General features: G+C 56.7%; 31 protein-coding genes and 1 tRNA gene. 24 read left to right on the top strand and 8 right to left on the bottom strand.

Annotation, left to right across the window (positions count from 1 at the left end):
• Positions 1-57 precede the first annotated feature (57 nt).
• The 4 genes from htpG to AC5DB9_RS03190 all read left to right on the top strand — a co-directional run bounded on the left by htpG (position 58) and on the right by AC5DB9_RS03190 (position 4,451).
• Positions 58-1,953 (top strand): molecular chaperone HtpG, encoded by a 1,896-nt coding sequence (gene htpG / locus AC5DB9_RS03205; RefSeq protein ID WP_491732025.1) that lies wholly within the window; start codon positions 58-60, stop codon positions 1,951-1,953.
• 132 nt (positions 1,954-2,085) lie between these two features.
• Positions 2,086-3,102, top strand: a complete 1,017-nt coding sequence (locus AC5DB9_RS03200; protein WP_022957372.1) for an NAD(P)H-dependent glycerol-3-phosphate dehydrogenase — start codon at positions 2,086-2,088, stop codon at positions 3,100-3,102.
• On the top strand, positions 3,102-3,578 hold the full coding sequence (locus tag AC5DB9_RS03195; RefSeq protein ID WP_272991182.1) for a SixA phosphatase family protein: 477 nt from the start codon (positions 3,102-3,104) through the stop codon (positions 3,576-3,578). The genes AC5DB9_RS03200 and AC5DB9_RS03195 overlap by 1 nt, the downstream gene beginning before the upstream one ends.
• 3 nt (positions 3,579-3,581) lie before the next feature.
• Positions 3,582-4,451: an alpha/beta fold hydrolase gene (locus AC5DB9_RS03190; RefSeq protein WP_272991183.1), complete on the top strand. Its 870-nt coding sequence runs from the start codon at positions 3,582-3,584 to the stop codon at positions 4,449-4,451.
• 55 nt (positions 4,452-4,506) lie between these two features.
• Here the strand turns inward: AC5DB9_RS03190 and folE are convergent, their stop codons facing one another.
• A complete protein-coding gene (gene folE / locus AC5DB9_RS03185) occupies positions 4,507-5,052 on the bottom strand; it encodes a GTP cyclohydrolase I FolE (RefSeq protein WP_022957369.1) in 546 nt (181 codons plus the stop codon).
• 149 nt (positions 5,053-5,201) lie between these two features.
• Here folE and prmB point away from each other — a divergent pair, with 149 nt between their 5' ends.
• The 5 genes from prmB (at position 5,202) to AC5DB9_RS03160 (ending at position 9,213) form a co-directional block, all read left to right on the top strand.
• Positions 5,202-6,110, top strand: a complete 909-nt coding sequence (prmB, locus tag AC5DB9_RS03180; RefSeq protein WP_272991184.1) for a 50S ribosomal protein L3 N(5)-glutamine methyltransferase — start codon at positions 5,202-5,204, stop codon at positions 6,108-6,110.
• 78 nt (positions 6,111-6,188) lie between these two features.
• A complete protein-coding gene (aroC, locus tag AC5DB9_RS03175; RefSeq protein WP_272991185.1) occupies positions 6,189-7,286 on the top strand; it encodes a chorismate synthase in 1,098 nt (365 codons plus the stop codon).
• A gap of 6 nt (positions 7,287-7,292) precedes the next feature.
• Positions 7,293-8,486 carry an MFS transporter gene (locus tag AC5DB9_RS03170; protein ID WP_272991186.1) on the top strand — a complete coding sequence of 398 codons (1,194 nt, stop codon included), beginning with the start codon at positions 7,293-7,295 and terminating at the stop codon, positions 8,484-8,486.
• Positions 8,487-8,508: 22 nt separating this feature from the next.
• On the top strand, positions 8,509-8,940 hold the full coding sequence (locus AC5DB9_RS03165) for a hypothetical protein (protein ID WP_022957365.1): 432 nt from the start codon (positions 8,509-8,511) through the stop codon (positions 8,938-8,940).
• A 60-nt stretch (positions 8,941-9,000) separates the two neighbouring features.
• On the top strand, positions 9,001-9,213 hold the full coding sequence (locus AC5DB9_RS03160) for a hypothetical protein (RefSeq protein WP_272991187.1): 213 nt from the start codon (positions 9,001-9,003) through the stop codon (positions 9,211-9,213).
• Here AC5DB9_RS03160 and AC5DB9_RS03155 read toward each other — a convergent pair.
• Positions 9,210-9,731, bottom strand: coding sequence for a glycine cleavage system transcriptional repressor (locus AC5DB9_RS03155; protein ID WP_022957363.1), 522 nt, complete (start codon positions 9,729-9,731; stop codon positions 9,210-9,212). The two genes, AC5DB9_RS03160 and AC5DB9_RS03155, sit on opposite strands and share 4 nt — an antisense overlap.
• Before the next feature lie 94 nt (positions 9,732-9,825).
• Here AC5DB9_RS03155 and AC5DB9_RS03150 point away from each other — a divergent pair, with 94 nt between their 5' ends.
• From AC5DB9_RS03150 to tusA, 3 genes are all read left to right on the top strand, one after another.
• Positions 9,826-10,140: an MTH1187 family thiamine-binding protein gene (locus AC5DB9_RS03150; protein ID WP_272991188.1), complete on the top strand. Its 315-nt coding sequence runs from the start codon at positions 9,826-9,828 to the stop codon at positions 10,138-10,140.
• A 23-nt stretch (positions 10,141-10,163) separates the two neighbouring features.
• Positions 10,164-10,388 (top strand): YheU family protein, encoded by a 225-nt coding sequence (locus AC5DB9_RS03145; protein ID WP_157581086.1) that lies wholly within the window; start codon positions 10,164-10,166, stop codon positions 10,386-10,388.
• A gap of 62 nt (positions 10,389-10,450) precedes the next feature.
• The gene (gene tusA / locus AC5DB9_RS03140) at positions 10,451-10,684 is read left to right on the top strand and encodes a sulfurtransferase TusA (RefSeq protein ID WP_028968037.1); all 234 of its coding nucleotides are present in this window, start codon (positions 10,451-10,453) and stop codon (positions 10,682-10,684) included.
• A 24-nt stretch (positions 10,685-10,708) separates the two neighbouring features.
• Here the strand turns inward: tusA and AC5DB9_RS03135 are convergent, their stop codons facing one another.
• Complete coding sequence (locus tag AC5DB9_RS03135; protein ID WP_272991190.1) at positions 10,709-11,380, bottom strand: hypothetical protein; 672 nt, start codon at positions 11,378-11,380, stop codon at positions 10,709-10,711.
• Positions 11,381-11,509: 129 nt separating this feature from the next.
• Here AC5DB9_RS03135 and AC5DB9_RS03130 point away from each other — a divergent pair, with 129 nt between their 5' ends.
• From AC5DB9_RS03130 to AC5DB9_RS03115, 4 genes are read left to right on the top strand one after another with little or no spacing between them, the layout of a single operon-like run.
• On the top strand, positions 11,510-12,007 hold the full coding sequence (locus AC5DB9_RS03130) for a gamma-glutamylcyclotransferase family protein (RefSeq protein WP_022957358.1): 498 nt from the start codon (positions 11,510-11,512) through the stop codon (positions 12,005-12,007).
• Positions 12,000-12,575: an elongation factor P hydroxylase gene (locus tag AC5DB9_RS03125; protein ID WP_272991191.1), complete on the top strand. Its 576-nt coding sequence runs from the start codon at positions 12,000-12,002 to the stop codon at positions 12,573-12,575. Before AC5DB9_RS03130 ends, AC5DB9_RS03125 begins: the two co-directional genes overlap by 8 nt.
• Positions 12,575-13,489 carry a 5'-3' exonuclease gene (locus tag AC5DB9_RS03120; RefSeq protein ID WP_272991192.1) on the top strand — a complete coding sequence of 305 codons (915 nt, stop codon included), beginning with the start codon at positions 12,575-12,577 and terminating at the stop codon, positions 13,487-13,489. The genes AC5DB9_RS03125 and AC5DB9_RS03120 overlap by 1 nt, the downstream gene beginning before the upstream one ends.
• On the top strand, positions 13,486-14,619 hold the full coding sequence (locus AC5DB9_RS03115; RefSeq protein ID WP_273009662.1) for a 4-phosphoerythronate dehydrogenase: 1,134 nt from the start codon (positions 13,486-13,488) through the stop codon (positions 14,617-14,619). The genes AC5DB9_RS03120 and AC5DB9_RS03115 overlap by 4 nt, the downstream gene beginning before the upstream one ends.
• Here the strand turns inward: AC5DB9_RS03115 and AC5DB9_RS03110 are convergent.
• Positions 14,585-14,806, bottom strand: a complete 222-nt coding sequence (locus tag AC5DB9_RS03110; protein ID WP_272991357.1) for a hypothetical protein — start codon at positions 14,804-14,806, stop codon at positions 14,585-14,587. The two genes, AC5DB9_RS03115 and AC5DB9_RS03110, sit on opposite strands and share 35 nt — an antisense overlap.
• A gap of 121 nt (positions 14,807-14,927) precedes the next feature.
• Between AC5DB9_RS03110 and AC5DB9_RS03105 the strand changes: the two genes are divergently transcribed.
• A complete protein-coding gene (locus AC5DB9_RS03105; RefSeq protein ID WP_272991358.1) occupies positions 14,928-16,058 on the top strand; it encodes an ATP-NAD kinase family protein in 1,131 nt (376 codons plus the stop codon).
• A 6-nt stretch (positions 16,059-16,064) separates the two neighbouring features.
• Complete coding sequence (locus AC5DB9_RS03100) at positions 16,065-17,003, top strand: class I SAM-dependent methyltransferase (RefSeq protein ID WP_272991360.1); 939 nt, start codon at positions 16,065-16,067, stop codon at positions 17,001-17,003.
• On the opposite strand, the gene AC5DB9_RS03095 is transcribed toward AC5DB9_RS03100, so the two are convergent.
• On the bottom strand, positions 17,000-18,232 hold the full coding sequence (locus AC5DB9_RS03095) for a pyridoxal phosphate-dependent aminotransferase (protein ID WP_022957351.1): 1,233 nt from the start codon (positions 18,230-18,232) through the stop codon (positions 17,000-17,002). The two genes, AC5DB9_RS03100 and AC5DB9_RS03095, sit on opposite strands and share 4 nt — an antisense overlap.
• A gap of 118 nt (positions 18,233-18,350) precedes the next feature.
• Between AC5DB9_RS03095 and msrB the strand changes: the two genes are divergently transcribed.
• The 4 genes from msrB to AC5DB9_RS03075 all read left to right on the top strand — a co-directional run bounded on the left by msrB (position 18,351) and on the right by AC5DB9_RS03075 (position 22,226).
• A complete protein-coding gene (gene msrB / locus AC5DB9_RS03090; protein WP_272991362.1) occupies positions 18,351-18,749 on the top strand; it encodes a peptide-methionine (R)-S-oxide reductase MsrB in 399 nt (132 codons plus the stop codon).
• A 160-nt stretch (positions 18,750-18,909) separates the two neighbouring features.
• Positions 18,910-18,985: transfer RNA gene (locus AC5DB9_RS03085), tRNA-Glu, on the top strand.
• A gap of 580 nt (positions 18,986-19,565) precedes the next feature.
• The gene (locus AC5DB9_RS03080; protein WP_272994581.1) at positions 19,566-21,944 is read left to right on the top strand and encodes a TonB-dependent receptor plug domain-containing protein; all 2,379 of its coding nucleotides are present in this window, start codon (positions 19,566-19,568) and stop codon (positions 21,942-21,944) included.
• A 132-nt stretch (positions 21,945-22,076) separates the two neighbouring features.
• Positions 22,077-22,226 (top strand): hypothetical protein, encoded by a 150-nt coding sequence (locus AC5DB9_RS03075; protein ID WP_273009660.1) that lies wholly within the window; start codon positions 22,077-22,079, stop codon positions 22,224-22,226.
• A 61-nt stretch (positions 22,227-22,287) separates the two neighbouring features.
• Here AC5DB9_RS03075 and AC5DB9_RS03070 read toward each other — a convergent pair whose 3' ends face one another.
• The 3 genes from AC5DB9_RS03070 to AC5DB9_RS03060 form a co-directional block, all read right to left on the bottom strand.
• On the bottom strand, positions 22,288-22,977 hold the full coding sequence (locus AC5DB9_RS03070) for a TetR/AcrR family transcriptional regulator (RefSeq protein WP_022957347.1): 690 nt from the start codon (positions 22,975-22,977) through the stop codon (positions 22,288-22,290).
• A gap of 286 nt (positions 22,978-23,263) precedes the next feature.
• Entirely contained in the window at positions 23,264-23,932 is a 669-nt protein-coding gene (npdG, locus tag AC5DB9_RS03065; protein WP_022957345.1) for an NADPH-dependent F420 reductase, read from the bottom strand.
• A 20-nt stretch (positions 23,933-23,952) separates the two neighbouring features.
• Positions 23,953-24,672, bottom strand: a complete 720-nt coding sequence (locus AC5DB9_RS03060) for a TetR/AcrR family transcriptional regulator (protein ID WP_022957344.1) — start codon at positions 24,670-24,672, stop codon at positions 23,953-23,955.
• Positions 24,673-24,793: 121 nt separating this feature from the next.
• Here AC5DB9_RS03060 and AC5DB9_RS03055 point away from each other — a divergent pair, with 121 nt between their 5' ends.
• Positions 24,794-25,450: a phosphotransferase family protein gene (locus tag AC5DB9_RS03055; protein ID WP_272994579.1), complete on the top strand. Its 657-nt coding sequence runs from the start codon at positions 24,794-24,796 to the stop codon at positions 25,448-25,450.
• Complete coding sequence (locus AC5DB9_RS03050) at positions 25,333-25,833, top strand: phosphotransferase family protein (RefSeq protein ID WP_337924585.1); 501 nt, start codon at positions 25,333-25,335, stop codon at positions 25,831-25,833. Before AC5DB9_RS03055 ends, AC5DB9_RS03050 begins: the two co-directional genes overlap by 118 nt.
• Positions 25,834-25,842 lie beyond the last annotated feature (9 nt).

Genomic DNA, 25,842 nt, shown 5'->3' with positions numbered 1-25,842 from the left:
CATAAAGCTGTAACGCCCCCGTGGGCACTCGGTTTTATGGTTTTACAGGTGATAAACATGTCGACAGCAGAAAAAGAAACCCTGGGATTTCAGACCGAAGCCAAGCAGATGCTTCAGCTGATGATCCACTCCATGTACAGCAACAAGGAAATTTTCCTTCGCGAGCTGGTTTCCAACGCCTCCGATGCCGCAGATAAACTGCGTTTTGAGGCACTTTCCGACGACAGTTTGTTTGAGAGCGATCCCAATGTGCGGGTGCGGGTTGAGGCGGACAAAGACGCCGGTACCGTCACCATCAGTGATAACGGCATTGGCATGAGCCGTGATGAAGTGATTGCCAACCTTGGGACAATTGCCCGCTCAGGCACGGCGGAATTCCTGAAAAATCTCAGCGGCGACAACAAGAAAGACTCGCAGCTTATCGGCCAATTCGGTGTGGGCTTCTACTCAGCGTTTATCGTTGCTGAGCGTGTGGAAGTATTTACCCGCCGCGCCGGTGCTCCGGTCAGTGAAGGCGTGCACTGGGAATCCCAGGGTGAAGCGGAATTCTCGATTGAAAGCTGCGAGCGCGCTGCACGTGGAACTACCGTGGTGCTGCATCTGCGCGAGGAAGATAAAGACTTTGCTGATGACTGGCGCCTGCGCAGTATTATCAAGAAATACTCCGACCACATCAGCATTCCTGTCGAAATGCCCAAGGCGAAAAGCGAGGATGACGCAGACGCCCCCGACGAATTCGAGAGCATTAACTCGGCTACGGCGCTGTGGACGCGCCCACGCAATGAAGTGAGCGACGACGAATACAAGGAATTGTACAAGCACATCAGCCACGACTTTAACGAGCCGTTGAGCTGGAGTCACAATAAGGTCGAGGGTAAGCTGGAGTACACCAGCCTGCTGTATTTGCCGTCGCAGCCCCCCTTTGATATGTGGAATCGTGATGCGGCACGCGGTGTGAAGCTTTACGTGCAGCGCACCTTTATCATGGACGACGCCGAGCAATTCTTGCCGCTGTACCTGCGTTTTGTGAAAGGTGTGTTGGATTCCAATGACTTGTCGCTGAACGTGTCGCGGGAGATTCTGCAGCAGGATCCAGCAGTTGATGCAATGAAAATCGCACTGACCAAGCGTGTACTGGATATGCTGGGCAAGCTGGCGAAGAACGATGTCGAGAAGTATCAGACCTTCTGGAAGGCCTTCGGTCAGGTGTTGAAAGAAGGCCCGGCGGAAGATTTCAGCAACCGCGAAAAAATTGCCAAGCTGCTGCGCTTTGCCACCACCCACGACGACAAGGCGGAGCAGACGCACTCACTCGACGACTATGTGGCCCGCATGAAAGAAGGGCAGAGCAAAATTTACTACGTGGTGGCCGAGAACCATCGCACGGCAGCGAGCAGTCCGCACCTCGAAGTCTTCCGTAAGAAGGGCATCGAAGTGCTGCTGTTGTCGGATCGCGTCGATGACTGGCTGATGAATCACTTGTCTGAGTTCGACGGTAAAGCGCTGCAAGACGTGGGGCGCGGCCAGCTTGATCTGGGTGAGCTTGAAGACGAAGACGAGAAGAAGGCGCAGGAAAGCCTTGCTGAAGAGCACAAAGACCTGATCGAGCGGGTGGCCAAGGCGCTGGATGGCAAGGTAGAAGAAGTGCGTGCCACTGGCCGTCTGACGAGTTCGCCGGCTTGTTTGGTGGTGGGTGAGCACGATATGGGCGCGCAGATGCGTCGCATTCTGGAAGCGGCTGGTCAGGCATTACCGGAAAGTAAGCCGATCTTCGAGATCAATCCCGAGCACCCGCTGGTGCAGAAACTCGATCAGGAAGCCGACGAAGACCGGTTTGCCGATCTGGTGGATATACTCTTCAACCAAGCGCATCTGGCTGAGGGCGCACAGCTTGAGAATCCGGCGGATTACGTCAGCAAGCTCAACAAATTGCTGCTGGAACTCAGTGCCTGAGTTTTTCCGGCAGGAGAAGGCGGCGAATAGCCGCCTTTTTTGTTTCTGAGCTCCGCTTGCATGGCTGGCGGGCTTCTTCACAGCAAAGCGGCGGTGATAAACTGCCTGAATTAAGGATGCAGCGAGACCGTCATGACGGACAAGCACAAGGTCGCCATTGTAGGCGGCGGTAGTTTTGGAACGGCCATTGCCAATATTGTGGCCGACAAAGGGCACGATGTGTGTCTGTGGATGCGCAATGCAGAGCGCGCCGATGAGGTGAATACCCAGCACTGCAACAGCGCGTACCTGCCGGGCATTGCTCTGAATCCGAGCCTGCGCGCCAGCGCGGATTTGGCCGATGCCGTGGATGGCTGCGATGTCGTCTTTGTGGCTGTGCCCAGTAAGTCCTGCCGAGAGGTCGCACGCCAATTGGCGCCGCTGTTAGCGGCAGGCACGATGGTTGTGAGCACGACCAAGGGCATGGAGGCAGAGACCAATAAACTGATGAGTCAGGTGCTCGGTGAAGAGCTTGGCGATGTCAGTATCGGCGTAATGAGCGGCCCCAATCTGGCGAAAGAACTGGCGGCCAGAGAGATTACCGGCACTGTGATTGCCAGTGAAGATGAATCACTGACGCGCTGCATCCAGGACCTTCTTCAATGCGCGTATTTTAGGGTTTATGCCGGCAGCGATGTCTATGGTGTCGAACTGGCCGGTGCGCTGAAAAATGTGTATGCCATTGTCGCGGGACTCGCGGCAGCGCTGGGTGTCGGGCACAACACCATCAGCATGCTGATTACCCGCAGTCTGGCGGAGATGAGCCGTTATGCAGTGCGTGAAGGCGCCGATCCGCTGACCTTTCTGGGCTTGGCGGGCGTAGGTGATTTATTCGTGACCTGTACGTCGCCGCTCAGCCGTAACTACCGCGTAGGTTTTGAATTGGGTAAAGGCCGTGATTTAAACGAGGTCGTGGCGGAACTCGGGCAAGTGGCTGAGGGGGTGAATACCCTGAAGCTGCTCAAGCAGCAGTCTGAGGTCCTCGATATCTATATGCCGCTGGTCAACGGTCTGTACGGCATTATTTATGAAGGCAAAACCGTCAGTGATGTGATTGGCGGCATGATGTGGGCGGAGCAGAACCGCGATGTAGAGTTCGCGGTGCGTTAATGATGGAAGTGTTGTTAGTGAGACATGGCGCCGCGTCGTGGGACGCGACGACCGATATGGAACGGGCGCTCACCGAGCGAGGGCGGGAGGAGGTCGATGCGGCCGCGCAGTGGCTGCGCGGGGAAGACTGGCAGCCGGAGCAATTGTGGGTCAGCCCTTATCGGCGTGCCCAGCAAAGCGCGGAGATCTTGAATATCTGGGGCGCACCCCAGCGCAACATTGCCTGCCTGACTCCCGATAATCGCCCCGAAGATTTGGAAAATCTGCTGGCGACGTTTGCCGGTCAGCGCTTGATGTTGGTGGGGCACAACCCCTTGCTCAGTAATGCTATTGCCCACTGGCAGGGCGAGCTTCGCAGCTACTGGGGCATGCAAACCGCCAGTATGGCGTTGCTGGAGGGCGAGGTGTTTGCCAGCGGCTGTGCCGAGCTGAAATGGCTGAGGCACTATCCCAACTATGCGCACAATGGGCGCTGAGCCGTGAGTACCGTCTTCGAAACCCTGCGTTTTTGGGTAGATGACATCGAGCTGGTCGCCAGGGTGTCTGGTCCGGAGGACGGTATACCGGTCATGGCTCTGCATGGCTGGCTGGATAATGCCCTGAGCTTTGAAGCCATTGCTGAGCGACAAAACACGTGGCGGTTGGTAGCGCTGGATCTGCCCGGTCACGGTCACAGCGGTCACAAACCCGCATCAGGCAGCTACGGTATTTGGGAAGATTTACGCAGTATTCTCGGCGTAGCCGACCAGTTGGGCTGGCCGCGCTTTGCGGTGTTGGCTCACTCCCGTGGTGCGATGATGGCGGCACTGCTGGCTGCTGCTCAGCCTGATAGAGTTGCCGCGTTGGTATGCATTGATGGTCTGCTGACACGCCCCGTTGCTGAGGAAGACTTCCCGGTGCAACTGGGTCGTTATCTTCACGACTTCGAGAAGCCGGGGCGTCCGGCCAGGGCGTTTAACTCCTTGGAAGAAGCGGCGCAGGCGAGGATAAAGGCCATGCCGATGTCTGTCCCAGCCGCGCTGCGTATTGTTGAGCGCGGTACTCAGCAAGGTGAGGATGGCAAGTATCGTTGGCGCAGTGATCGCAGAGTGGGCTTGGCGTCGTCCATTAAGCTCACTCATGGTCAATGGCTGGCGGTGATGAAGGCGATTCGTGCTCCACTGTTGTTTGTCTCTGCACAGCAGGGTTTTGGCGAGCAGCTTCTCGGATTACTGGCGGAAGACGAGCGGCCAGTCGACTTTCAGGTACTGGCGGTGGAGGGGGACCATCACTGCCACATGGGGGAGAGTGCCGCGGCGATTAGCGATGCCGCGCAACGGCATTTTGCCGAGGCCTGGAGCAAGGGCTAAGTAAAAAGGCCCGATTAAGGGCCTTTTGTCGTTTCGTTTAACCAACGCATTGATATCAGCGCTTGTTGATCAGCGCCATGAATTCGGCGCGGGTTGCCTGATTCTCTTTGAATACCCCCAGCATGGCGCTGGTGCGCATTACGGAGTTCTGCTTTTCCACGCCGCGCATCATCATGCACATATGCCGGGCTTCAATAATGACCGCCACGCCCTCGGCGCCGGTCACGTCTTGCACCGTATTGGCGATCTGCGTGGTCAGGCCTTCCTGAATCTGGAGGCGGCGGGCGTAGAGGTCGACGATGCGAGCGACTTTGGAGAGTCCCAGCACTTTGCCATTGGGGATATAAGCGACATGGCATTTGCCGATAAAGGGCAGCAGGTGGTGCTCGCAGAGAGAGTACAGCTCGATATCTGAGACCACGACCATCTCATTGGCATCTGACTCAAACAGGGCGTTATTCACTACCTCGTCAACGCTCTGGCGATAACCGCGGGTGATAAATTCAAAGGCCTTGGCCGCACGCTTTGGCGTATCGACCAGACCGTCGCGGCTCAGGTCTTCACCAATCTCTTCAATGATTTTTGCGAATGCTTTTTCCACCGGATTCTCTTTTTATGGCGTGACAAATGACCGGCAATGGTAACAAAGCCACCACGCTTTCCCAAGCAGCAGAAATCAGCCATACATGGTATGCGCCGGGAGGGCGGTGTACACTTCGCGGCGACAAATATTACCCCCGAGGCCCTGCCGTGAGCGAAGACGATATCCGCCCTTATCTGGTCAGCATCCGTGATTATATCCGCTGGGGACTGAGCGAATTTACTCGCGCCGGGCTGTTCTTTGGTCACGGCACTGACAACGCGCTCGACGAGGCGCGGCTGCTGGTACTTCATGCACTGCACATGCCCTTCGACAGCCCCGACGAGTTGCTTTCAGCACGCCTTACTATGGAGGAGCGCGAGCGCGTACTCGCGCTGCTAAAGCGCCGGGTCGATGAGCGTCTGCCTGCCGCTTACCTCACTCATGAAGCCTGGTTTGCTGGCCTGTCATTTTATGTCGATGAGCGGGTACTGGTGCCGCGTTCGCCTATTGCCGAACTGGTGGAAAATGGCTTTGCGCCGTGGCTTGCGGGTGAACCGAGCCGGGTGCTGGATTTATGTACTGGCAGCGGCTGTATCGGCATTGCCTGCGCCTACGCGTTTGATGACGCTTCCGTCGATCTGGTCGATATTTCCTCGGACGCGCTGGATGTGGCAAATATCAATATTGTGCGGCACGAGCTGGGTGATCGTGTGCAGGCTTGTCAGTCTGATGTATTTGCCGGGCTGGATGGTCAGCGCTACGACTTGATTGTGAGCAATCCCCCTTATGTCGATGCCCGCGATCTGGCAGAGATGCCAGAGGAATACCACCGTGAACCGGCGCTGGGTCTGGCCTCTGGGGTGGACGGCTTGGATATTACCCGACAGATTCTGCGCGACGCGGCAGCGCACCTGGAAGAGGGCGGTCTGCTGGTGGTAGAAGTGGGTAATAGTTGGCTGGCTCTCGACGAGGCGTATCCGCAGATCGGCTTCACGTGGTTGGAGTTCGAGCGCGGCGGACATGGGGTCTTCTGCATGAGCCGTGAAGAGCTGCTCGCTGCCCAGCAGTGGCTCTGACGCCGCTCCGGCTTTCACGTATAATTTGCATTCCTCGCTCCGCAGTCGGGGCAGAACGATTGAATTCAGGATTTTTGCATGTCTGGCAACACCATTGGCAAGTTGTTTACGGTTACCACCTTTGGCGAAAGTCACGGTCTGGCGTTGGGCGCGATTATTGATGGTTGCCCACCGGGATTGGCGCTGACCGAAGCTGACCTTCAAAAAGACCTGGATCGCCGCAAGCCCGGCACCTCCCGCTATACCACACAGCGTCGGGAAGACGACGAAGTCAAAATTCTGTCTGGCGTGTTTGAAGGCAAAACCACCGGCACGTCCATAGGCCTGCTGATTGAAAATCGTGATCAGCGCTCCAAGGACTACGGCAAGATCAAAGATCGCTTCCGTCCCATGCACGCCGATTACAGCTATGAGCAAAAGTACGGGCTGCGGGACTATCGCGGCGGTGGCCGCTCGTCGGCCCGAGAAACGGCGATGCGTGTGGCCGCAGGCGCTGTGGCCAAGAAATACCTGGCCGAGCAACACGGTATTCTGGTGCGTGGTTACCTCTCGCAGCTGGGGCCTATTAAAGCGGAAAAGCTGGACTGGGACCTGGTGGAAAGCAACCCCTTCTTCTGTCCCGATGCCGATAAGATTCCAGAGATGGAAGCGTATATGCAGGCACTGCGTAAGTCCGGCGATTCTATCGGCGCGAAGATCAGTGTCGTGGCGTCCGCCGTTCCGGTTGGCCTGGGCGAACCGGTGTTTGATCGCCTCGACGCTGACATCGCCCATGCCCTGATGGGCATCAACGCCGTTAAAGGCGTGGAGATCGGTGCGGGTTTCGATTGTGTTGAGGCCAAGGGCAGCGAACATCGCGACGAATTGACGCCTGAGGGATTTACCTCGAACAACGCCGGCGGAGTGCTCGGCGGCATTTCCAGTGGTCAGGATATCGTGGCGCATATTGCGCTGAAGCCGACCTCCAGCATTCTGGTCCCCGGCAAAACCATTAATCAGCAGGGTGAACCGGTCGATGTCATCACCACGGGTCGCCACGACCCCTGCGTGGGCATCCGTGCGGTGCCGATTGCCGAGGCCATGCTGGCGATTGTGCTGATGGATCACCTGCTGCGTCACCGCGGTCAGAACGCCAATGTGGACTGTACCACCCCGAAGATTCCCGGAACTCGCTAAGCCGGTATGACGGAACAGCTGCCGTACTGGCGACTGTCAGCCTTTTACTTTTTCTACTTCGGCCTGCTCGGCACGTGGTTGCCGTATTGGTCGCTGTACCTGAAATCGCTGGGCTACTCCTCGGGTGAGATCGGTATTCTGTCGGCGCTGGTAATGGTCACCAAGGTGATTGCGCCCAATATCTGGGGTTATCTCGCCGACCGTTACGACTGCCGTACCCGCATTATTCGCCTTGGTTCGCTGATGGCGATACTGGCCTTTGCCGGGGTGTTCTGGCGACAGGATTTCTATTGGCTTGCCGCTGTGGTGGCGGGTTACAGTTTTTTCTGGAATGCGGTGCTGTCGCAGTTCGACGTGCTCACCCTCAGCCATCTCAGTGGGCGTTATGCACGCTATTCGCTGATTCGGGTGTGGGGATCGATCGGCTTTATTGTCGCCGTATTGGCGGTGGGCGCATGGCTGGATTATCACCCAATCGCGCATCTTTTACTGATTATCACCGGCCTGCTTACCGCTATCTGGCTCGGCAGCCTGCTGGTTGCCGAGAATCCCCAGGGGCTCAGTCGCGGTGATCGCAGTCCTGGCTCGCTGAGACGTATTCTGAGCAAACCGGCGGTGCTGGCGTTTTTTGCTACCAGCTTTCTACTGCAGTTTTCCCACGGCCCGTACTACACCTTTTTCAGTATTTATCTGGAGGGAGAGGGATACAGTACGACCGCGACGGGTATGCTCTGGTCGCTGGGCGTGCTGGCGGAAGTTTTGCTGTTTATGGGGATGCACCGGCTGCTGGCGCGTTTCAGGCTGCGCCATATTCTGATTGCCAGTTTGGCGCTCACCGCGCTGCGCTGGTGGATGATTGCTGAATTTGCGGCGTCTACAGCGCTGCTGATTGTGGCGCAGTGCCTGCATGCCGCGAGTTTTGGCAGCGCTCATGCCGCCGCAGTGGAAACTATCCGGCGCTTCTTTACCGCCCATCATGGGCAGGGCATGGCCTTGTACAGCGGGCTGAGCTTTGGCGCTGGCGGCGCCATGGGCGCACTGTTCAGCGGTTATGCCTGGGATATCAGCGCCCGTTACAGTTTTTGGGTGGCGGCTGCAGCCGCGGCACTGGCCGCCTGGCTGGCCTGGCGCTATTTTGAGACCCCAACCACGTCTACCGATGCCAATCATCGTTCAGCGCCAACGGCTGGGGTAGACTGAGAAAAAACAACGGAAGCTAGCCATGTCTCAAGAGTCAGTCGTGTACGGTTGTATCACCGATATGTTGTTTGTGCGTGACGGTGTTGATGTACAGGAGCGGCGAGAGGTGAATCAGCAGATCACCGATACCCTGCCGTCGGCAGAAGAGTGGCCGCTGCTGTGCCGGGAGATGTTTTCGGTGCCTCAGCGCGCCATTGATTTTGGTGATTGTCAGACCGATGTGATTCACTTCGGCAGTTCCTACAAGGCGGTGGAGCACGAATGGGATGCCTGGCTGCGTCAGTTCGAACGGATGCTCTCCAAAATGTACTGGGTGACGGCGACCGTACATTTACAAACCGCCTATAACGGCACGCATACCTTTGTATGGCAGGCCGAAGGCGACTATCATGCCCCCGGTGATGACTCGGGCCGCCTGCGCTGCGAGTGGCTCAAAGAAGACAGTTTCGCCTGATTCCGTCGCCCCCTGGCCGACACGCGAAAACACCCCGAAAAACAGGAGAAGGATGAGCTGATGCAGTGCTTGCACACCTTCAAACGCTATCGCACACCCGTATTGGCGGTACTGGCGACATTGATGCTGGTGTCGTCGGCCGTGTGGAGTTTTGACGTACCCTGGCGGGATATTCTCGGTTATCTGCTGCTATGTGTGCTGGGGGTGACGGTGATCGCCGCGCTGGCGGCGGCGACGGTGTGGCTGTTTAAAAGTCTCGGCGGGCGCGGTTAGCCCCGTTCAATATCAATATCCACACTCAGCAATTCCGCGATATCTTCCATCGCGTCTTCCAGTTCATCCAGATCACAGCCCGGCGGCAGAGCGGCGGTAACGCTGGCCTCGAACAGCGGCTCGCCGGTCATTGGCGCACTGGTGATGTTTGAGCTCAGCTCGGTCACATTGAGCTGGCGCTCTTTCAGCGCGCGGCTGACTTCCCGAACAATGCCCGGGCGGTCGTTGCCAACAATCTGCAGATGGCAGAGCTGCTCGGCGGCTTCTCCGCTATCGCTGTCGCTGTTGTCGATACTCACTGTGATTCCGTCAGCGGACAGCGCTTGCAGCGCGCTGACCAGTACGTCACGTTTGTCCTTGGCGATATTCACCCGGCCGATACCGGCAAATTGACCGGCCAGCCGGGTCATACGGCTCTCCTGCCAGCTGCCGTTGGCATCGGCAATGGCCGCGGAAAGGGTTTCGACAAGACCGGGGCGGTCCTTGCTGATAAAGGTGAAAACCAGTGATGTATTCAAGGTGAAATTCCGTTTGGCTAGAGACAGTCGCGGAGCCTAACGATACGATATCTGAGTTAACAAATCACGAGTGCAAAGCGCGATAGGTGAGACGATGCAGTTACAGGTCGAATTTTGTGTTATCCCCATCAATGCCGGTGAGTCACTATCACCCTATATTGCCGAGTGTCAGAAGATCCTTGATGAGGCTGGCTTGTCTTGTCAGTTGCACGCTTTTGGCACCAATATCGAAGGGGAGTGGGAAGTCGTGATGGCGGCGATCAAACACTGTCACCAGCGTATTCACGAGATGGGCGCTGCGCGAATCCACACCCAGCTCAAGATCGGCAGCCGTGTGGATCGGCCGCAGTCGTTGCAAGATAAAATCGACAGCGTGCAGGCGTTGCAACAGGCGCAGCAACAGCAGTAACGACCGCTTTTTAGATGAGAGAAATGATGTCCGAGTATTTGGAAATTCCCTGGCAAAAACTGAGTGAAGACGCCTTTGAGGGTATGCTGCAGGAGATGGTCAGTCGCGATGGTACCGACTACGGCGAGCAGGAGCTGAGTGAGGCGGAGAAGATTGCGCAATTGCGTGAGGCACTGAAGAGCGAACGCGCCTTTATTGCCTTTTGCCCGGAAACCGAAAGCTGGTCGGTGTTGCCCCGTGCGCGGTGAGCAAGCTTGATTTTTGCACCACCGGCCGCACAATAGACGGCCCACTCACCGCAGTAACGATCATGACTGAGAACGCCGACCACCATCTCGACACCAGCGGGCTGACCTGCCCGGAGCCGGTGATGCTGTTACACAACAAAATTCGCGATATGCCGTCGGGCGAGGTGCTGGAGATTCTGGCGACCGACCCGGCTACGACCCGCGACATTCCCAAATTCTGCAACTTTCTCGGCCATGAGCTGCTGGACCAGCAGCACAGTGACAGCGAGTACCGCTACTGGGTGCGTAAGGCCTGAATCGCGAACTCCAGCACTAGATCGTCAGCGCCGGATTAACTGTCCCAAAATGCGGGTGCTCATGGCGCCGCCATTCTTGATTTGATTGGCGATGTGGTACTGAAAGTAGTAACGCAGCCCCGACTCGTGATCTGCCGCGTACAGGCAGGGATCGCCGGGCAGCACCGGCTGCTGGGTAATTCGCTCCGGGTCAGCAAGCATCGCTTGCATGCGGCCATCACCGCGCAACTGCCAACTCACAACCGGCTCCAGCACCAGCTCGTCGCTGTCCTTGACCATGGCGGCATGGCTGCCGATCAGGTCGGGAATTTCCTGAAGAATACCGTGGGCCTTATCCATTGCAACTTGTTCGGACAGGGCGTCCAGCGCAGCGCGGTGCTGGCTGGGAAGTGTGTCGAAGCGGTCATCGCAGGCCGGATCGTAATAGCCCACGGCAAGGCCGGTTTCCGCGTCATTCAAATCCCGGCAGTGACTGATATCGTTCAGCCACGGCACCACGGCCACGTCGCGGCCATCGGCCAGCCGGGCCCAGCAGAGTATACGAATGGCGTAGAGTTTGTCCCGTGATAGGGCATGGTGGCTGTATAGCAGGCAGTGGCCTTCATAGGCGGGAGAAATACAGCGTATGCGTGAGCTGGAGGGGGTGAATGGGAGGATCTTCGCGGAGTGGGTGCTGCCGGACTGACGTGTCGCCATGACGCTTCCTCTCGTTGCGGGGGAGAATACGTCGTTGGGCGGGTTGCCGCAGCGCGTACGATGCATCCCCTTTCTGATAAAATTACCCGGTCATTATTCATTTGCCAAGCACAAAAACGGTTTTGTCTTGTGATCTGCAACTACTATTTCGCCTATGGCTCCAATATGAACCCGGCGCGGATGCGCGCCAGGGGCTTGTCGTTTATTGATCTTTGGGCCGCGCGTTTACCCGGTTACGGCCTGCGTTTTAACAAGGCTGCACACAACCAGCCCGGGGTGGCTTATGCCAATATCGTGCCGACCAGTAATAGCTGCGTTGAAGGCGTGCTCTATGCACTGACCAGCGGGCAGGATATCGATAAGATGGATCATTTCGAGGGCACCCCCGTACGTTACAGTCGAGAATGCCTGCAAGTGTCCGGCGATTTCGGACATCGTTCGGCCTGGGTATATCTCGCTAACCCAGCTTTTGTCTGCGAGGGCTTGTTGCCACAAAGCCGCTATCTGGAGCACTTATTGGCGGGGGAGGCGTATCTTTCGCCGAGTTATCTGGATTTTCTCCGGCAGCAGCCTTGCCAGCATGTCGAGTCTGGCTGTCCGGAGCGGGGGCTGCTCTTTAATGATTGAGCTGGCCGAACAATGGGTGATTGACGGGGCGCCGCTGGATCGTCAGATTGCGGCTGTGTTCGATCGCTGTTTTGCCGGAGACTACCGAACACAGCTCTGCGGTGGTGCAGAGGAGCCCCTTTATGTACCGGCAGGGAGCCTGGGTGAGCTTCACACGGTCTGGTACCGCGAAGACTTTGCCCGCAGCGCTTTGCACGAAGTGGCGCATTGGTGCATTGCCGGTGATGCACGGCGGCAGTTGGATGACTACGGCTACTGGTATGAGCCAGACGGTCGCAACGAGGTACAGCAGCGCGAATTTGAACGGGTGGAGAGTTGCCCTCAGGCGCTGGAGTGGTTCTTTGCCATGGCGGCGGGTTTGCCGTTTCGCGTTAGTATCGACAATCTCTCTGGCGGAGATATTGATGATTTTCCCTTTGCCCTGGCCGTATGGCAGCGGGCGCATCGCTACGCGTCCGAAGGGCTGCCCCCGCGGGCGGAGCGTTTTCGGCGGGCGTTGGCTGTAGCGTTTTGTCAGCCGCTGGCGATCGATCCCAGCCGTTTGCTGCTGACAGATTTGCGTTCCTGATGTCGCGTTTCTATGGCATCGATGCGTCGGTGTACATCTTTCAGGCCTATTTTGCCCGGCAGGCGCGCCACGTGAGTGAACAGGGCTTTCCGCTGAACGCACTGGAAGGCTATCTGGAAACCCTGCTCAAGTTTCTGCACAGCGAGCGTCCCGCTCATGTCCTGATCGCCTTTGATGAAAGCCTGGGGCGCGGCTATCGCGAGCGTCTGTATCCCGCGTACAAGTCTCGCCGTGTGCTGCCTGACGAGGCACTGGCCTACCAGCTTCGCGCCTGTCGGCGCTTGAGCGAGGCCTTGGGCCTGTACTGCCATGCGGAGGCCGAGTTCGAGGCGGATGATATTCTCGCCAGTGCTGCCCGACAGGCGCGAGAACAGCGCCTCGCGGTGACTATCGTCAGTCGCGACAAAGATCTAGCGCAACTCTTGTGTGCTGACGCCGATCGTCTGTGGCACTTTGGCAGTGCACCGCGTTCCGCTGAGGACTGGCGACGTGAGCGGGGTGTGGCTTGCGAGCGTGTGGCGGATTTTCTCGCGGTGGCAGGGGATGCGGTAGATGATATTCCGGGGCTGAAGGGCGTCGGCGAGAAGACCGCGAAAGTGATTTTTGAACACTACCCCTCGCTGGAAGCAATTTACCGCGACCTGGATGGCCTAGCGGCCTTACCGGTGAGGGGGGCCAAAGACCTGCGTGATAAGTTTGCCAATGCCCGAGAAAAGCTGTTTCTCTTCCGGCAGCTCTGTCGCTTGCGGGATGATCTGGCGTTGCCCGGTTTCGAGCAGGTGGCCTTGCGCAAGCCCGCAGTCGATGACTGGATGGGGCAGGGCGAAGCGCTGGGCTTATCGGCAAACTATCTCTACACACTTCAGTCACGCTATCCCCGAGCGTTTGTCGCGCCAACAGGACCAAAATCATGATTATCTACGCTGATGAAAATGTGCCCGAGGCCGAGACCTTGTTCGCGCCCTTTGGTGAACTGCGTCGCTTTGCGGGTCGCTCACTGACCGCTGCCGATCTGCGCGATGCCGATGCGCTGGTTGTGCGCTCGGTCACTCGGGTCAACGCTGCCTTACTGTCTGGCAGTCCTGTGCGATTTGTCGGCTCCTGCACCATTGGTCGCGATCATTTAGATACGGCGTTTATGGACGCGCAGGGAATACAGTGGGCCACGGCACCAGGCTGCAATGCAGATTCTGTGGTGGACTACGTAATCAGCGTACTGTGTCTGGATCGCCAGCGCTGGGCGTCGTTGCTGAGCGGAGAGCGGCAGGTGGGAATTGTCGCATTCGGCAATGTTGGCCGGCGACTGGCAGATCGCTTGGCCGGGCTGGATATTCCCTGTTGTGCCTATGACCCGCTGTTGGCCCCGGCAGACGATGCCCGTCTGAGCAGCCTTGATGCTGTGCTTGCTTGCGACGTGCTATGCCTCCATGCGCCGCTGACACGCGGTGGAGAATACCCCAGCTTCCATATGCTGGATGCGGCACAACTGTCGCGGTTGCCATCCTCATCGCTGGTTGTCAGTGCGGGGCGTGGCGAGGTTGTGGCTACCGAAGAGTTATTGCAGCTTAGGGAGCTGAGGCCGGATATTGAGTTGGCACTGGATGTATGGGAGGGGGAGCCGGGTGTAAGCCGCGAGCTTGCCGGGCAGTGTCTTATCGCCACACCACATATTGCCGGTTACAGCCTGGATGGAAAAATTGCCGGTAGCCGGGCTATCGCTGAGCAGCTGCTGGCCCACTGTCAGCGTCGTGGACTGAAGGCGCCCACTGCACTGGCGGCGACCCGACTGCCGGAGCCTGTCGTTGAGCTGAGTGAGTCGCACGGCGCTGAGCTGCTTCGAGAAGCGGCGCTGGCTGTGTACGATCCCCGCGGTGACGACAGGAGATTTCGCGAGTCACTGCTTGCCGACGATCCGGCTGCAGCGTTTGATGGCTTGCGTAAACACTACCCCGAGCGGCGGGAGTTTGCTTACTGCCGTTACGTAGGTGAACAGCTCGATACGGCGGGGTTCAACTTGCTTGCCGCCTTGCAAGGTAGCAGATGAACTCACTGTCGCTCCCCGCGAGTTGTTCCAGGCAGCGCTGAACGCTCTGGCTGTCGATGGGGATTTCCCGTCCCTTATCGTCAATCAGGCTGGCAGCATAGCGTTGTTCAAAGTGTCGCTGGGCGCGATGGCGTTGGTGAGAAGAAGTGAGAGAGACATCGTTGCGTTGTTGCTGTCGTGTATTCAAAGCGTGGAATTCCCTGTATTGGTGAAGCGTCATTATTATCCGTCTGTGTTATTGCGCCACAATGAAACACGGACTGTCTGTAGGTAATGCCCACAGGAAACCGAAAGGATTTTTACTGAACATGTCGAATTTTAAGCTGGGGCTGATCGTCAATCCTTATGCGGGCTTGGGCGGCCCGGAAGGTTTGAAGGGCAGCGATGAGTTGCCGGAGGCTCTTCGTCTGCAGGTCGCCGATGATATTGCAAACAGCCGCGCCTTGCCTCGGGCACGTCGTTGTCTCGCGCTGCTCGTGGGGCTGCCGGTGACGGTTTATGGTTTTGAGGGGGCTATGGCGGGGGCGGCGGTGCCCGATGGCCTGCCATTCGAATCGTTGGGGGCCGCGGTCAGCCCATTAAGTACGCCGGACGATACACATCGGGCGGCATTGGCCCTGCGGGCGTCGGGGGTGGATCTACTGCTGTTTGTTGGTGGCGATGGCACAGCCAGGGATATTTATCGCGCCGTCGGAGAGGACTTCCCGGTGCTGGGAGTGCCCGCTGGCGTGAAGATGCACTCGGCGGTTTATGCGGTGAACCCGGACGCAGCGGCGGAGATTCTCAAGGCGCTCATCGCCGGTGATCTGGTGGACATTACCCTGCAGGAAGTGCGCGATATTGATGAGGCCGCTTTCCGTGAGGGACGCGTTCGTTCCAAGCATTTTGGTGAGCTGTTGGTGCCGAGGCTCGGTGGCTTTCTACAGCAGGTCAAGCAGGGCGGCCGTGAAGTCGAAGAGCTGGTCATTGCCGATATTGCTGATGAGTTGATGGAGACCTGCGACGACGACACCCTGTATATCGTCGGTCCCGGCAGTACCACGACGGGATTCATGAATGCCTTGGGCCTGCCATTCACCTTGCTTGGCTTTGATCTGGTGAGGGCCGGTGAGCTGTTACAGGCGGATGCGAATGCCACACAGATTGCCGCCGCGCTGGATACCCACAACGGGCCGGTGCAAGTGCTGATTTCCGCTATCGGCGGGCAGGGGCATATTCTGGGGCGGGGGAACCAGCAGCTGACCCCAGCGCTGATACGGCGTATTGGCCGTGAGCATTTTCTGGTGCTGGCCAGCAAAACCAAGCTGAAAAGTCTGGAAGGACGCCCGCTGTTGGTCGACAGCAACGACCCAGAGCTGGATCGCGCCTGGGAGGGCTATATTCCCGTGTTGACCGGCTATCGTGATCAGGTTATGTACCGCGTCAGCGCGGCGGGTTGAGCGGTGATGACGAACTTGAATCTCGACGAATTTCTTCAGCTCAGTGCATTTGAGCATTGGGCCGGGCAGATGGTTGACGGCGGGGATGCCCGTCGCCTGTTTCATGGTCGCGGTCAGTGCTACCCCGGCTATGAATGGCTCACTGTCGACTGGTTTTCACCGCTGTTGTGGCTGGTGCTTTATAGGGAGCCGCCCGAGACATTCTGGTCAGCGTTTTGCGACCACCTGAAAAGCTGTTTCGGTGGAGAGCTGGCGTGCGCCATGGTGCAGCATCGCTACCAGCCCGACACCCCGGTGGAATGTTTATGGGGCCGCTTGCCAGAGGCGCCAATTGTCGCCCGAGAGCAGGGCTTGTGTTTTTTGCTGGCCCCCGGGCGCCAACAGAATATCGGTTACTTTATGGATATGGCGCCCACTCGGCGCTGGTTGCAGGGGGTTGCCAGAGAGCGACGGGTGTTGAATCTGTTTTCCTACACCTGTGCATTTTCAGTCTCGGCGCTGGCTGCGGGTGCCGAGTCTGTGGTGAATATTGATATGAGTAAAGCGTCGCTGGCACGGGGGCGGGAGAATCACCGTCTTAACGGGCAGCCGCTGGAGTCGGTACGTTTTCTCGGTCACGATATTCTTAAATCCTGGGGAAAGCTGGGAAAGCTCGGCCCCTATGACATTATCATTTGCGATCCGCCGTCGCGGCAGAAGGGCAGTTTTGACGCCGAGCGCGATTACCAAAAGCTGATTCGCCGAATGCCGGAGCTCTGCGCACCGGCGGCGTCAGTGCTGTTTTGTTTGAATGCGCCGTGGCTGGGAGAAGCGTTTCTTAGGGAACAGGTAGCGGCGTTCTGGCCCGAGGCACAGTTTGAAGCGCGCTTGCCGGGCCGGGAGGACTTTCCTGAAAAGGGCGCTGATGGCGCCCTCAAGGTATTGCGATATCGTGCGCCAGCCTAGCCGACGGCGTGGAGCTTTTTGCGGTAGCCTCGCAGAAAGCGGCCAAAGCGCTCAATAGCAGCTGCCAGATCCAGCTTGTTGGGCAGGAATACAATGCGCAGGTGGTCCGGTGCATGCCAGTTGAAGCCCGTGCCCTGCACCAGCAGGATTTTTTCCTGGTTGAGCAGATCCAGCACCAGTTGCTCGTCGCTAGCCACCGGATAGACCTCGGGGTCGAGGCGGGGGAACATGTAAAGTGCGCCCCTCGGCTTGGTACAGCTCACACCGGGAATATCATTGAGCATTTCCCAGGCAATATCCCGCTGTTCCAATAGGCGGCCTCCGGGCAGAATCAATTCGTTAATGCTTTGGTAGCCGCCCAGTGCCGTCTGAATGGCGTGCTGGGCCGGTACGTTGGCGCAGAGTCGCATCGATGACAGCATATCCAGGCCTTCTATGTAGTCCCTGGCACGTTCCTTGGGGCCAGACACAATCATCCAACCGCTGCGGAAACCCGCGAGACGATAGGATTTGGACAGGCCATTGAACGTCAGGCACAGCACGTCGGGATTAATGCTGCCCAGTGGAATGTGCACGGCATCGTCGTACAGAATTTTGCTGTAAATCTCGTCGGCAAACACCACCAGTTCGAATTCTTCGGCAATGCTGACCAGTTCTTCGAGCATACTGCGGCTGTAGACCGCGCCGGTCGGGTTATTGGGGTTGATAATGACAATCGCCCGGGTGCGGCTGGTAATCTTGCTGCGGATATCTTCGATGGACGGTTGCCAGTCATTTTCTTCGTCGCAGCGGTAGTGGACAGGCTTGGCGCCGCTCAGCGAGACGACTGCCGTCCACAGCGGGTAGTCGGGTGAGGGGATTAGTACCTCGTCACCGATATTGAGCAGTGCCTGCGTGGCCATGGTGATCAGTTCACTGCAGCCATTGCCCAGATAGATGTCATTGACCTCGACGCCGGGTATGCCGATCTTCTGGCACTCCTGCATTACCGCTTTGCGCGCTGAGTACAGGCCCTTGGAATCGCTGTAGCCTTCACTTTCAGGCAGCATGCGAATCACATCCTGAATAATCTCCTCCGGCGCATTAAAGCCAAACGTGGCCGGATTGCCGATATTGAGCTTGAGGATGCGATAACCTTCCTCTTCCAGCTCATTGGCGCGGTGCAGCACGGGTCCGCGAATGTCATAACACACGTCGTGCAGCTTGCTGGATTTGTAGTAATTGCTCATGTCAGTCTTCTAAAATTGGAGTAATGGCGCGGAAGCGCTGCGCGTCAGGCAGTCAGCGACCGTGTTAGCTATTGAGCGTAGTATACGCCTTAGCCAATCGACAGGTGGAGTGATATTGATGGAAAAAGTCGTGAAAACCGAGGCAGAGTGGCAGGAACTTTTAAGTCCTGAGGAATACCACGTCTGTCGTGAAAAAGGCACCGAGCGTGCGTTTACTGGCGAGTATTACAACGAAAAGAGCGATGGCGTATACCGTTGTCGATGCTGTGGTGAGCCGCTGTTTGATTCGCAGACCAAGTACGACTCCGGCTCTGGCTGGCCCAGTTTTTATCAGCCCAAAGCCAGCGAGGTGCTGGATGTTCACCGGGATACCAGTCACGGCATGATTCGAGAGGAAGTCACCTGTGCTCGCTGTGACGCCCATCTCGGGCACGTTTTTCCGGATGGGCCTGCACCCACAGGGCTGCGGTACTGTATTAACTCCCTGTCCTTGAAGCTCGATAAATCAACAACTTGAAGGAAATGTGAGCAGATTGCCTGAAAAATCGGCAGGCGAGCCGGGAATATTCAATTATTTCAGTTTTCTTGCCGATTGCTGCTTGACGTGGCCGGGAGGCCTCCATAAAATGCGCGCCACTTTCAGACGTTATTGACTCGTGGTCTGGAAGGTTTGCGGCGTCCCCTTCGTCTAGTGGCCTAGGACACTGCCCTTTCACGGCAGTAACAGGGGTTCGAGTCCCCTAGGGGACGCCATTTACTTCCCCCTTGTAATACCTATCCTTTTTTTCCTTGTCGGCTCGCGTTCGTTAACGACGTGTATCCGAAAATCACCTCCCTAGCGGCTATTGCGCGACACTCCGTTTATCGGGCTTGTCTTCACGCTGGCTGATTTATCCCCCCTTTTCTGACGTTTCTTCCTCAGATTCTGCTCGAAAACCGACAATTTTTCGTAAACGTTGCCCTTCAGGTGGCTTGCGCCCTTGCTGGCTTCGAGTGCCTTAAGGCCTTGTATTTATAGTGTGTTCGCGATTTGGAGAGGGGGCAGCACTCATTCGCGGCGTTTTGATGGGATTCTAATATTGCTTTGCAGGTTAAAATTAGTTGCTTTTTTTGCAGCGCCGTGCACTATTCGTTTCGTGGGTCTGTGCCCGCGCGCCTCCGAAAAAGGTCGCAGCTCTCTAAGTGACACAGTGTTGTTCTCTTGGGAATTCGCGGCAGGGTGATTTCGAGGCGCAGGAGTGAAAGAGATGGTTAGCTACAATGGGCGCGGTGTGCGCGTCCATTGTCTCGGTCCTGAAATAAAGCAGATAATATTAAGCGTAAGAGGATCCCTATGAAAAAACGCACGCTGTTGTCATTGGCTATTGCCAATGCGCTGATGGGTGTTTCATCCGCCAATGCTCAAACAGAAGAGAATCCGGTGGTGGAACAGGATTCGGCTGTAGAAGAGGTAGTTGTGTCGGCCAGCCGCATCAAGCGTGATGGCTTCACTGCACCTACCCCGGTCACCGTGGCATCTACCGATGACCTGATGAATATGCAGCCAACGAATATTCCCGATGCCTTGAACAAGTTGCCGCAATTCCAGTTGTCGAGCAGTCCGGCCAAGAGTCAGCATAATTTCTCCAATACGGCCTCTCACGGCAACTTGCTTAACCTTCGGGGTGTCGGTTCAAAACGAACGCTGATCCTGATGGATGGCATGAGAATGCCAAAGACCACGTTCCTGGGCGATGTCGATGTGAACGTGATGCCCAACTTGCTGATGCAGCGAGTTGAAGTTGTTACCGGCGGTGCGTCTGCGGCCTATGGCTCTGACGCGGTATCGGGCGTTGTTAACTTTATCGTTGACGACAGTTTCGTGGGCACCAAGCTTAATATTCAGGGCGGTGTTTCCGAGCAGGGAGACAACGAGCACAACCGTATTGGGGTGGCGACGGGCTTTGAATTCTCTGAAGGCAATGGTCACGTCCTGTTGAGTGCCGAGCGCTACGACAGCGATGGCATGATGCGAAATGATCGTGATGCGAGTCGTCAGGGCTGGATTTTTGCAGGCAGCAACCCGAACTGTGTCAGCGCCAACGCGTCTGACTGTGTGCCTGGCGGCGCATTGAATCCGTATAAGCGTTACAAGAATGGCCGTCTGACGGTGGCATCTGACTATGGCCTGATCAGTGGCGGTCCCGCGGGTTTCTCCTACAATGGTCAACGTTTTGACCAGAGCGGGAATATCGTGCCTTTTGATCCCGGTACGGCAACCGGATCGCCGATTTATGCTTCCGGCGGCGATGGCTATACCGTTCCCTTTGATGTAACAGGCGTAGCACCGCTTACCACAGAGCAGTTGTTCGGTAAGGCGATTTATGACTTTTCAAACGGTGTGAGAGGTCATGTTCAGGGCCTGTACTCAAGCAGCGAAGTTGAGTACACCTCATTGGCAAACTCGCTGGTAGGGGCTACTTCTGCAACGATTTATGGTGATAACGCCTATTTGCCCGCCGCGTTGCAGGCCGAGCTGGCGCCGACTGACAGCTTCAAGCTGGCTCACTACCTCGGTACGGGCCCCAAGCCATATACTGAGGAAGAAACCGAGTTCATGATGTTCGCCGCTGGCTTGGACGGTGATATCAATGAGAGCTGGAGCTGGGGGCTGGATATCAGCCACGGTGAGTCCGAGCACACCATGGATCAGTCCGGCCTGTATAACTGGCAGCGCACTTACGCGGCGCTGGATGCGGTTGATGATGGCACGGGCAATATCGTCTGTCGTGCATCGCTCAGTGCAGACCCTGCGGTTGCGGCGCGTTTCGCTGACTGTAAGCCGATGAACATCATGAGTGGTGATCCGAGCATCGCCACGCCGGAAGGCTACGCCTATGCGACAGGCACTTCCAGTTATGTGGCGAAAACGACTCAGGACTTGATTGCCTTCGAAGTGACAGGCAGCGCATTTACATTGCCTGCCGGTCCGGTAGACATGGCATTTGGTGCGGAATGGCGTACTGAAGACCTGAAGCTGCGCAGCAATGCTGATCCGGCGCTGCTGGATGAGGCAGCGGAGCGCGACGAGCATTTCGCAGGTCTGAGAGGCGTACCTTCTTCTGCGCTGCACTACTGGTTGACCAATATCGGTGTTGCTGATGGCAGTGTTGATGTTTGGGAAGCGTTTGCGGAAGTGAACGTGCCTGTTATTGCCGGTCGCCCTGGGTTTGAACAGCTCGACTTGAATGCGGCGGTTCGCCACACCGATTACAGCACCAGTGGTCCTGTGGATACCTGGAAGCTCGGTATGACCTGGCGCACCATTGATGAAGTGCTGCTGCGTGCCACTGTATCTCGCGATATTCGTGCGCCGTCGCTGTTCAATCTCTATGCCGGTGATCAGTCTACGATCAGTACCATTTTTGATCCCCAGACGGGGCTGCAGGACAATATCCCTCAGGTAAACGGTGGTAACCGTGATCTTGAGCCGGAAGAGGCGGATACCTTCACCTTTGGTGTTGTTTATACCCCGCAAGCGGTTCCCGGTCTGAGCCTGTCTATAGACTACTACAGTATCGAAATTCAGGATGCGATTGGTGCGCTGTCTGCTCAGCAGATTGTGAACAACTGCTTCCAGAGTGGTGGTGCCGAGTGTGCGCTGGTAACTCGTCCTGATCCGAATGCGCTGCCGACAGAGATTCGTATTGCGTCAGCTAATTATGCCGGATAACCTGCGCTGGACATCCGTGGGGCCGTACTGGCAACCGGTCAGCATACAACGCCCAATGGCTTGCTGGATTGCGTCAAAGGGAAGGATGAGTGTCCTTCGGTATTGACGGTTGTGGAGGTTGACTCCGCATCGATGAAGATTGTTCAGAAGTGGCGTGTCGATGCCGGAAATGATTTGGGGCTTGCCACAACGGCGCTTCAGGTGGGTGAGGAAATCTGGGTGAGTTCAATTCTCGGTCACAGAATCGCGCGCTTTCCCTATCAGCCTGCGCAAGTGAAATAGTGCAGGGGAAGGGGCTGCGAAAGCCCCTTTTTACGACTTCTTATTTGTGACTTCGTAGTTCTTAGCTGTTGTACGCTTCCAGCAGCTCGCCAGTTTGCAGCAGCTTGAGCATATCTTCGACTTCTTTGCGGGCTCTGCCTTTGGTGGCGCCAACCACATAGTTTAGGTAGCAGAGAAGAATATGGGGAAGGAAGTCGTCGTCGTCAATTCGCCCCTGACACCAGTCGCTGATAACGCCGTATTCGATGCGAATGATATCGTGAGCCATCTGCTCCGGATCAATCCAGGGTTGCAGCTGACGCTTGCTGGTCAGCTTTTTGATCCACTCCATATTGAAGCGCACACCCAGCATGTGGATGGACTCCCAAATATCATCCTCGATATCGGGGCTGAAATAGATCGCCATCAGCGCCTTAATGTAGTTGGGGATCTCTTTGTTTCGACGCACGATCCAGGCCAGGCGCTCAACGATACGCGGTAAGCTTCCCGGCGGGGTGGAGTAGGGGATCTTCTCGATGAAGGTGTCGAAGTATTGTTGAATGGCAGTAGAGATGATCAGTTCTTTGCTGTTGAACGCATTGTAGAGCGTACGCTTGGCAACGCCTGCGCGCACTCCAAGCTCATCCATGCTGAAATCATTGATACCTTTCTCAGATATCATCAAGCGGGCTTCGTTGAGTATTCGGCGTCGGCGCTCACGAATGGCCGGGCTTTGGTAATTGGCGGGGCGTTGTGGAGCTTTTTTTGGCATTAGAGGCTGTTCCCTGCAGCGTGATCATCTTTTTTTTGCTTGGCTATTGTTATCTGACAGCGCAGCTTATCTGCGGCGGGCGCGATATTTTGCCGCCTTTTTACGGCCTGCTTAGACAGTTTTGTGCTCATAGCCTTATGGTTTTTTCCTAAGCGGGAAGTCGCTATAACTCCCAAATATGAAAATTATACTACCATGGAGTTTTGAGCTTTGACAAAGAAATAGCAAGCACCGCCTGCTGATGAACTCAGCAAGCAGTAAGAGAGAAGAGCGACAGCTTTTGGTGTCAGGCGGCGTTAACGCCAGTGATGCGAATGCCTGCGCTGGGGGTCTTGTAGCGTTTGTTGATTGCTATCAGTACCGAGGTCAATGCCTCTGCCACAACCGAGTTTGCCAGAACCCCTGCATGCCATGCGTGCAGGCCAATGGCTTCGGACATTTGGATGACCGTTTCGCAGGCTTCTGCATCGTCTCCGCACACCAGTACCTCACAGTCGAACTGGTAGTCGAGATCGGTTAAATGGTGGGCAGAAATGTTCTGAAAGGCCGAAACCACTTTCACGCCATCGCCGAGGAAGGTCTGCACCGCCTGAACCGCGGAGCCGTTATCCGGCAGTTGCACCTGAAAGACGCGCGGCGGTTTTAGGGGAACCGTAACATCCACCAAGATCTTGCCGCTGAGAGCATGTTGTACTTCTTCAACGACGGCGCGTTGGGCGGAATAGGGGACGGTGAGCACGGCAATGTCTGCCTGTTCCGCAGCCTGCACATTACCGCAGCCACTGACGTTCGAGCTGCCAAGAATGGCGTTCATTTCTTCGGCAACTTCGGCTGCTTTTTCGGCGGATCGGCTGCCGAGAATGACCTTGTAGCCTGCGTTAGCCCAGCGCAGTGCCAGTCCTTTGCCTTCATTGCCAGTGCCGCCCAGAACGGCGAGAGTTTTCTGATTGTTCATCTTGTTATCCTGATTAAGCCCTACTCGACAAAGCCGAGCATTGGGGCGCTGAAAGGTTTTTTATCGTCTTCGATGCCGTCAGCGGCATCGCTTGGATCTGCGGGTGCTTCGAGCATGGCGGCCATGGTCAACGCCAGGTGTTGCAGGGTGTGCTCAGATCGCCAGGTCGGGTGGGGGCGTTCGGTATCGGCCAGCGCCCGCTCGCGCATCGCCAGCACGCTGCCAAGCAGGCCTCCCATGAAAACAAAACGCTGATTTTTTGATGCGGGGGACATCTCCGGCATGAGTTTGCGCAGGTGTTCCAGGCAGCGCAGATAGCCGGAATTCCAGCGATTTTCCAGTGTGTCCATAAACAGTTCGCGATGCGTCATGCTGAGCATGGTGACGAAGCGGACATAGTGATCTGTCGCGAGACTGTCTTTGTCGAGGCTGACGGAGGGATAAATTAAGGCCTGCACAACCTCCCGGATATTTTCCGGGCCGCCTCGCGCCTCGATGTCATCAATCATGGCATTGCGGCGTTTGTCGATGGCAACAGCCCCATCGAGGATAAGCGCTTTAACCAGACCTTCCTTTGAGCCGAAGTGGTAGCCCACCGCGCTGTGGTTTTTTTGCCCGGCTGCCATTGCTATCTCGCGGACAGTGACGCCGTCCACGCCTCTTTCTGCAAACAATCTGCACGCTGTCTGCTTTAGTTGGGCTATCGGGCCGCTTTCTGACTTGCTAACTAATCTTGCCATAGAGGTTAAAATTCGTTGATTTTTTTTAAATTCATGCGAATTATCCAAATGAATTAATTTTAATGCAAGTCAGTCTTCCAATAATTAAAAAAGCGAAGACGCAGCGAAGGAGCCATTTGCTTTGAACTCCGTAACAACAGCTGAACTGGTGGATCTTAAGCGTCTGCAGGCGTGGATGGATGAGCAGCAATTGGGGCAGGGGCCCCTTGAAAATGTGCAGGATCTGGCTGGAGGCACTCAAAATATTCTTCTGCGCTTTGAGCGCGACGGTCGCAGCTTTGTCTTGCGCCGCCCGCCCGCACACTTGCGTGCAGGGTCGAACGAAACCATGCGCCGCGAAGCGCGAGTACTGGGGGCACTGGCGACCACGAATGTGCCTCATGCCCGCCTGATTGCCGGCTGCCCTGACGAGGATGTATTGGGAGCGGCCTTTTATCTGATGGAGCCCGTCGATGGCTTTAATCCGGTGACCGGCTTGCCGCCGCTGCACGCCGGGTCGGAGGCAATTCGCCACCGTATGGGCTTGGCGCTGGTAGAAGGTATCGCCGCGCTGGGCGCAGTGGACTATCGCGCGGTAGGGCTTGAGGGCTTCGGGCGTCCTGATAATTATCTGGAGCGTCAGGTATCCCGCTGGCAGCGACAACTGGAAAGTTACAGCGATTGCGCGGGTTGGCCCGGCGCCGAGAGCCTGCCGGGTGGGCGCGTGTCGCCGAATGGCTGGACGCGAATCGGCCGACGGAATTCACGCCGGGTATTCTTCATGGCGACTACCATTTAGCTAATGTGATGTATCGCAAAGACAGCGCGGAGTTAGCTGCGATTGTTGACTGGGAGTTGGCCACGATTGGTGACCCGCTGCTGGATCTCGGCTGGCTGTTGGCAACCTGGCCCGACGACGAGGGCGGTCAGCAAACAACGACCGTTACCCCCTGGAAGGGCTTCCCTTCTGCGCAAGAGCTGGTGGAGCACTACCGTGCTCGCTCCGAGCGGGATCTGTCGCACATTGAGTGGTATGGCGTACTGGCCTGCTACAAGCTCGGTATTTTGCTGGAGGGGACTCACGCGCGAGCCTGCGCAGGACGCGCTCCCAAAGAAACTGGCGACGCATTGCACGGAAAGGCGGTACGCCTGTTTGAGCGTGCGCTGCGTTGGATTCGTTAAGACAAGTAA

It is taken from the genome of Spongiibacter sp. (assembly GCF_984394615.1).
The sequence above is the reverse complement of the archived record's forward strand: the minus strand, read 5'-3'. Positions and strand labels throughout refer to the sequence as shown.

Bases quoted from the DNA above. Each gene is read 5' to 3' on its own strand.
- AC5DB9_RS03105 (WP_272991358.1), top strand. From the start codon at position 14,928: ATGTCGAATTTTAAGCTGGGGCTGATCGTCAATCCTTATGCGGGCTTG.
- AC5DB9_RS03125 (WP_272991191.1), top strand. From the start codon at position 12,000: ATGATTGAGCTGGCCGAACAATGGGTGATTGACGGGGCGCCGCTGGAT.
- AC5DB9_RS03160 (WP_272991187.1), top strand. From the start codon at position 9,001: ATGCAGTGCTTGCACACCTTCAAACGCTATCGCACACCCGTATTGGCG.
- AC5DB9_RS03165 (WP_022957365.1), top strand. From the start codon at position 8,509: ATGTCTCAAGAGTCAGTCGTGTACGGTTGTATCACCGATATGTTGTTT.
- AC5DB9_RS03135 (WP_272991190.1), bottom strand. From the start codon at position 11,380: ATGGCGACACGTCAGTCCGGCAGCACCCACTCCGCGAAGATCCTCCCA.
- AC5DB9_RS03115 (WP_273009662.1), top strand. From the start codon at position 13,486: ATGATTATCTACGCTGATGAAAATGTGCCCGAGGCCGAGACCTTGTTC.
- AC5DB9_RS03170 (WP_272991186.1), top strand. From the start codon at position 7,293: ATGACGGAACAGCTGCCGTACTGGCGACTGTCAGCCTTTTACTTTTTC.
- htpG (WP_491732025.1), top strand. From the start codon at position 58: ATGTCGACAGCAGAAAAAGAAACCCTGGGATTTCAGACCGAAGCCAAG.
- npdG (WP_022957345.1), bottom strand. From the start codon at position 23,932: ATGAACAATCAGAAAACTCTCGCCGTTCTGGGCGGCACTGGCAATGAA.
- AC5DB9_RS03200 (WP_022957372.1), top strand. From the start codon at position 2,086: ATGACGGACAAGCACAAGGTCGCCATTGTAGGCGGCGGTAGTTTTGGA.
- AC5DB9_RS03080 (WP_272994581.1), top strand. From the start codon at position 19,566: ATGAAAAAACGCACGCTGTTGTCATTGGCTATTGCCAATGCGCTGATG.
- AC5DB9_RS03100 (WP_272991360.1), top strand. From the start codon at position 16,065: ATGACGAACTTGAATCTCGACGAATTTCTTCAGCTCAGTGCATTTGAG.
- AC5DB9_RS03075 (WP_273009660.1), top strand. From the start codon at position 22,077: ATGAAGATTGTTCAGAAGTGGCGTGTCGATGCCGGAAATGATTTGGGG.
- aroC (WP_272991185.1), top strand. From the start codon at position 6,189: ATGTCTGGCAACACCATTGGCAAGTTGTTTACGGTTACCACCTTTGGC.
- tusA (WP_028968037.1), top strand. From the start codon at position 10,451: ATGACTGAGAACGCCGACCACCATCTCGACACCAGCGGGCTGACCTGC.
- msrB (WP_272991362.1), top strand. From the start codon at position 18,351: ATGGAAAAAGTCGTGAAAACCGAGGCAGAGTGGCAGGAACTTTTAAGT.
- AC5DB9_RS03060 (WP_022957344.1), bottom strand. From the start codon at position 24,672: ATGGCAAGATTAGTTAGCAAGTCAGAAAGCGGCCCGATAGCCCAACTA.
- AC5DB9_RS03120 (WP_272991192.1), top strand. From the start codon at position 12,575: ATGTCGCGTTTCTATGGCATCGATGCGTCGGTGTACATCTTTCAGGCC.
- AC5DB9_RS03095 (WP_022957351.1), bottom strand. From the start codon at position 18,232: ATGAGCAATTACTACAAATCCAGCAAGCTGCACGACGTGTGTTATGAC.
- AC5DB9_RS03070 (WP_022957347.1), bottom strand. From the start codon at position 22,977: ATGCCAAAAAAAGCTCCACAACGCCCCGCCAATTACCAAAGCCCGGCC.
- AC5DB9_RS03195 (WP_272991182.1), top strand. From the start codon at position 3,102: ATGATGGAAGTGTTGTTAGTGAGACATGGCGCCGCGTCGTGGGACGCG.
- AC5DB9_RS03145 (WP_157581086.1), top strand. From the start codon at position 10,164: ATGATGTCCGAGTATTTGGAAATTCCCTGGCAAAAACTGAGTGAAGAC.
- AC5DB9_RS03150 (WP_272991188.1), top strand. From the start codon at position 9,826: ATGCAGTTACAGGTCGAATTTTGTGTTATCCCCATCAATGCCGGTGAG.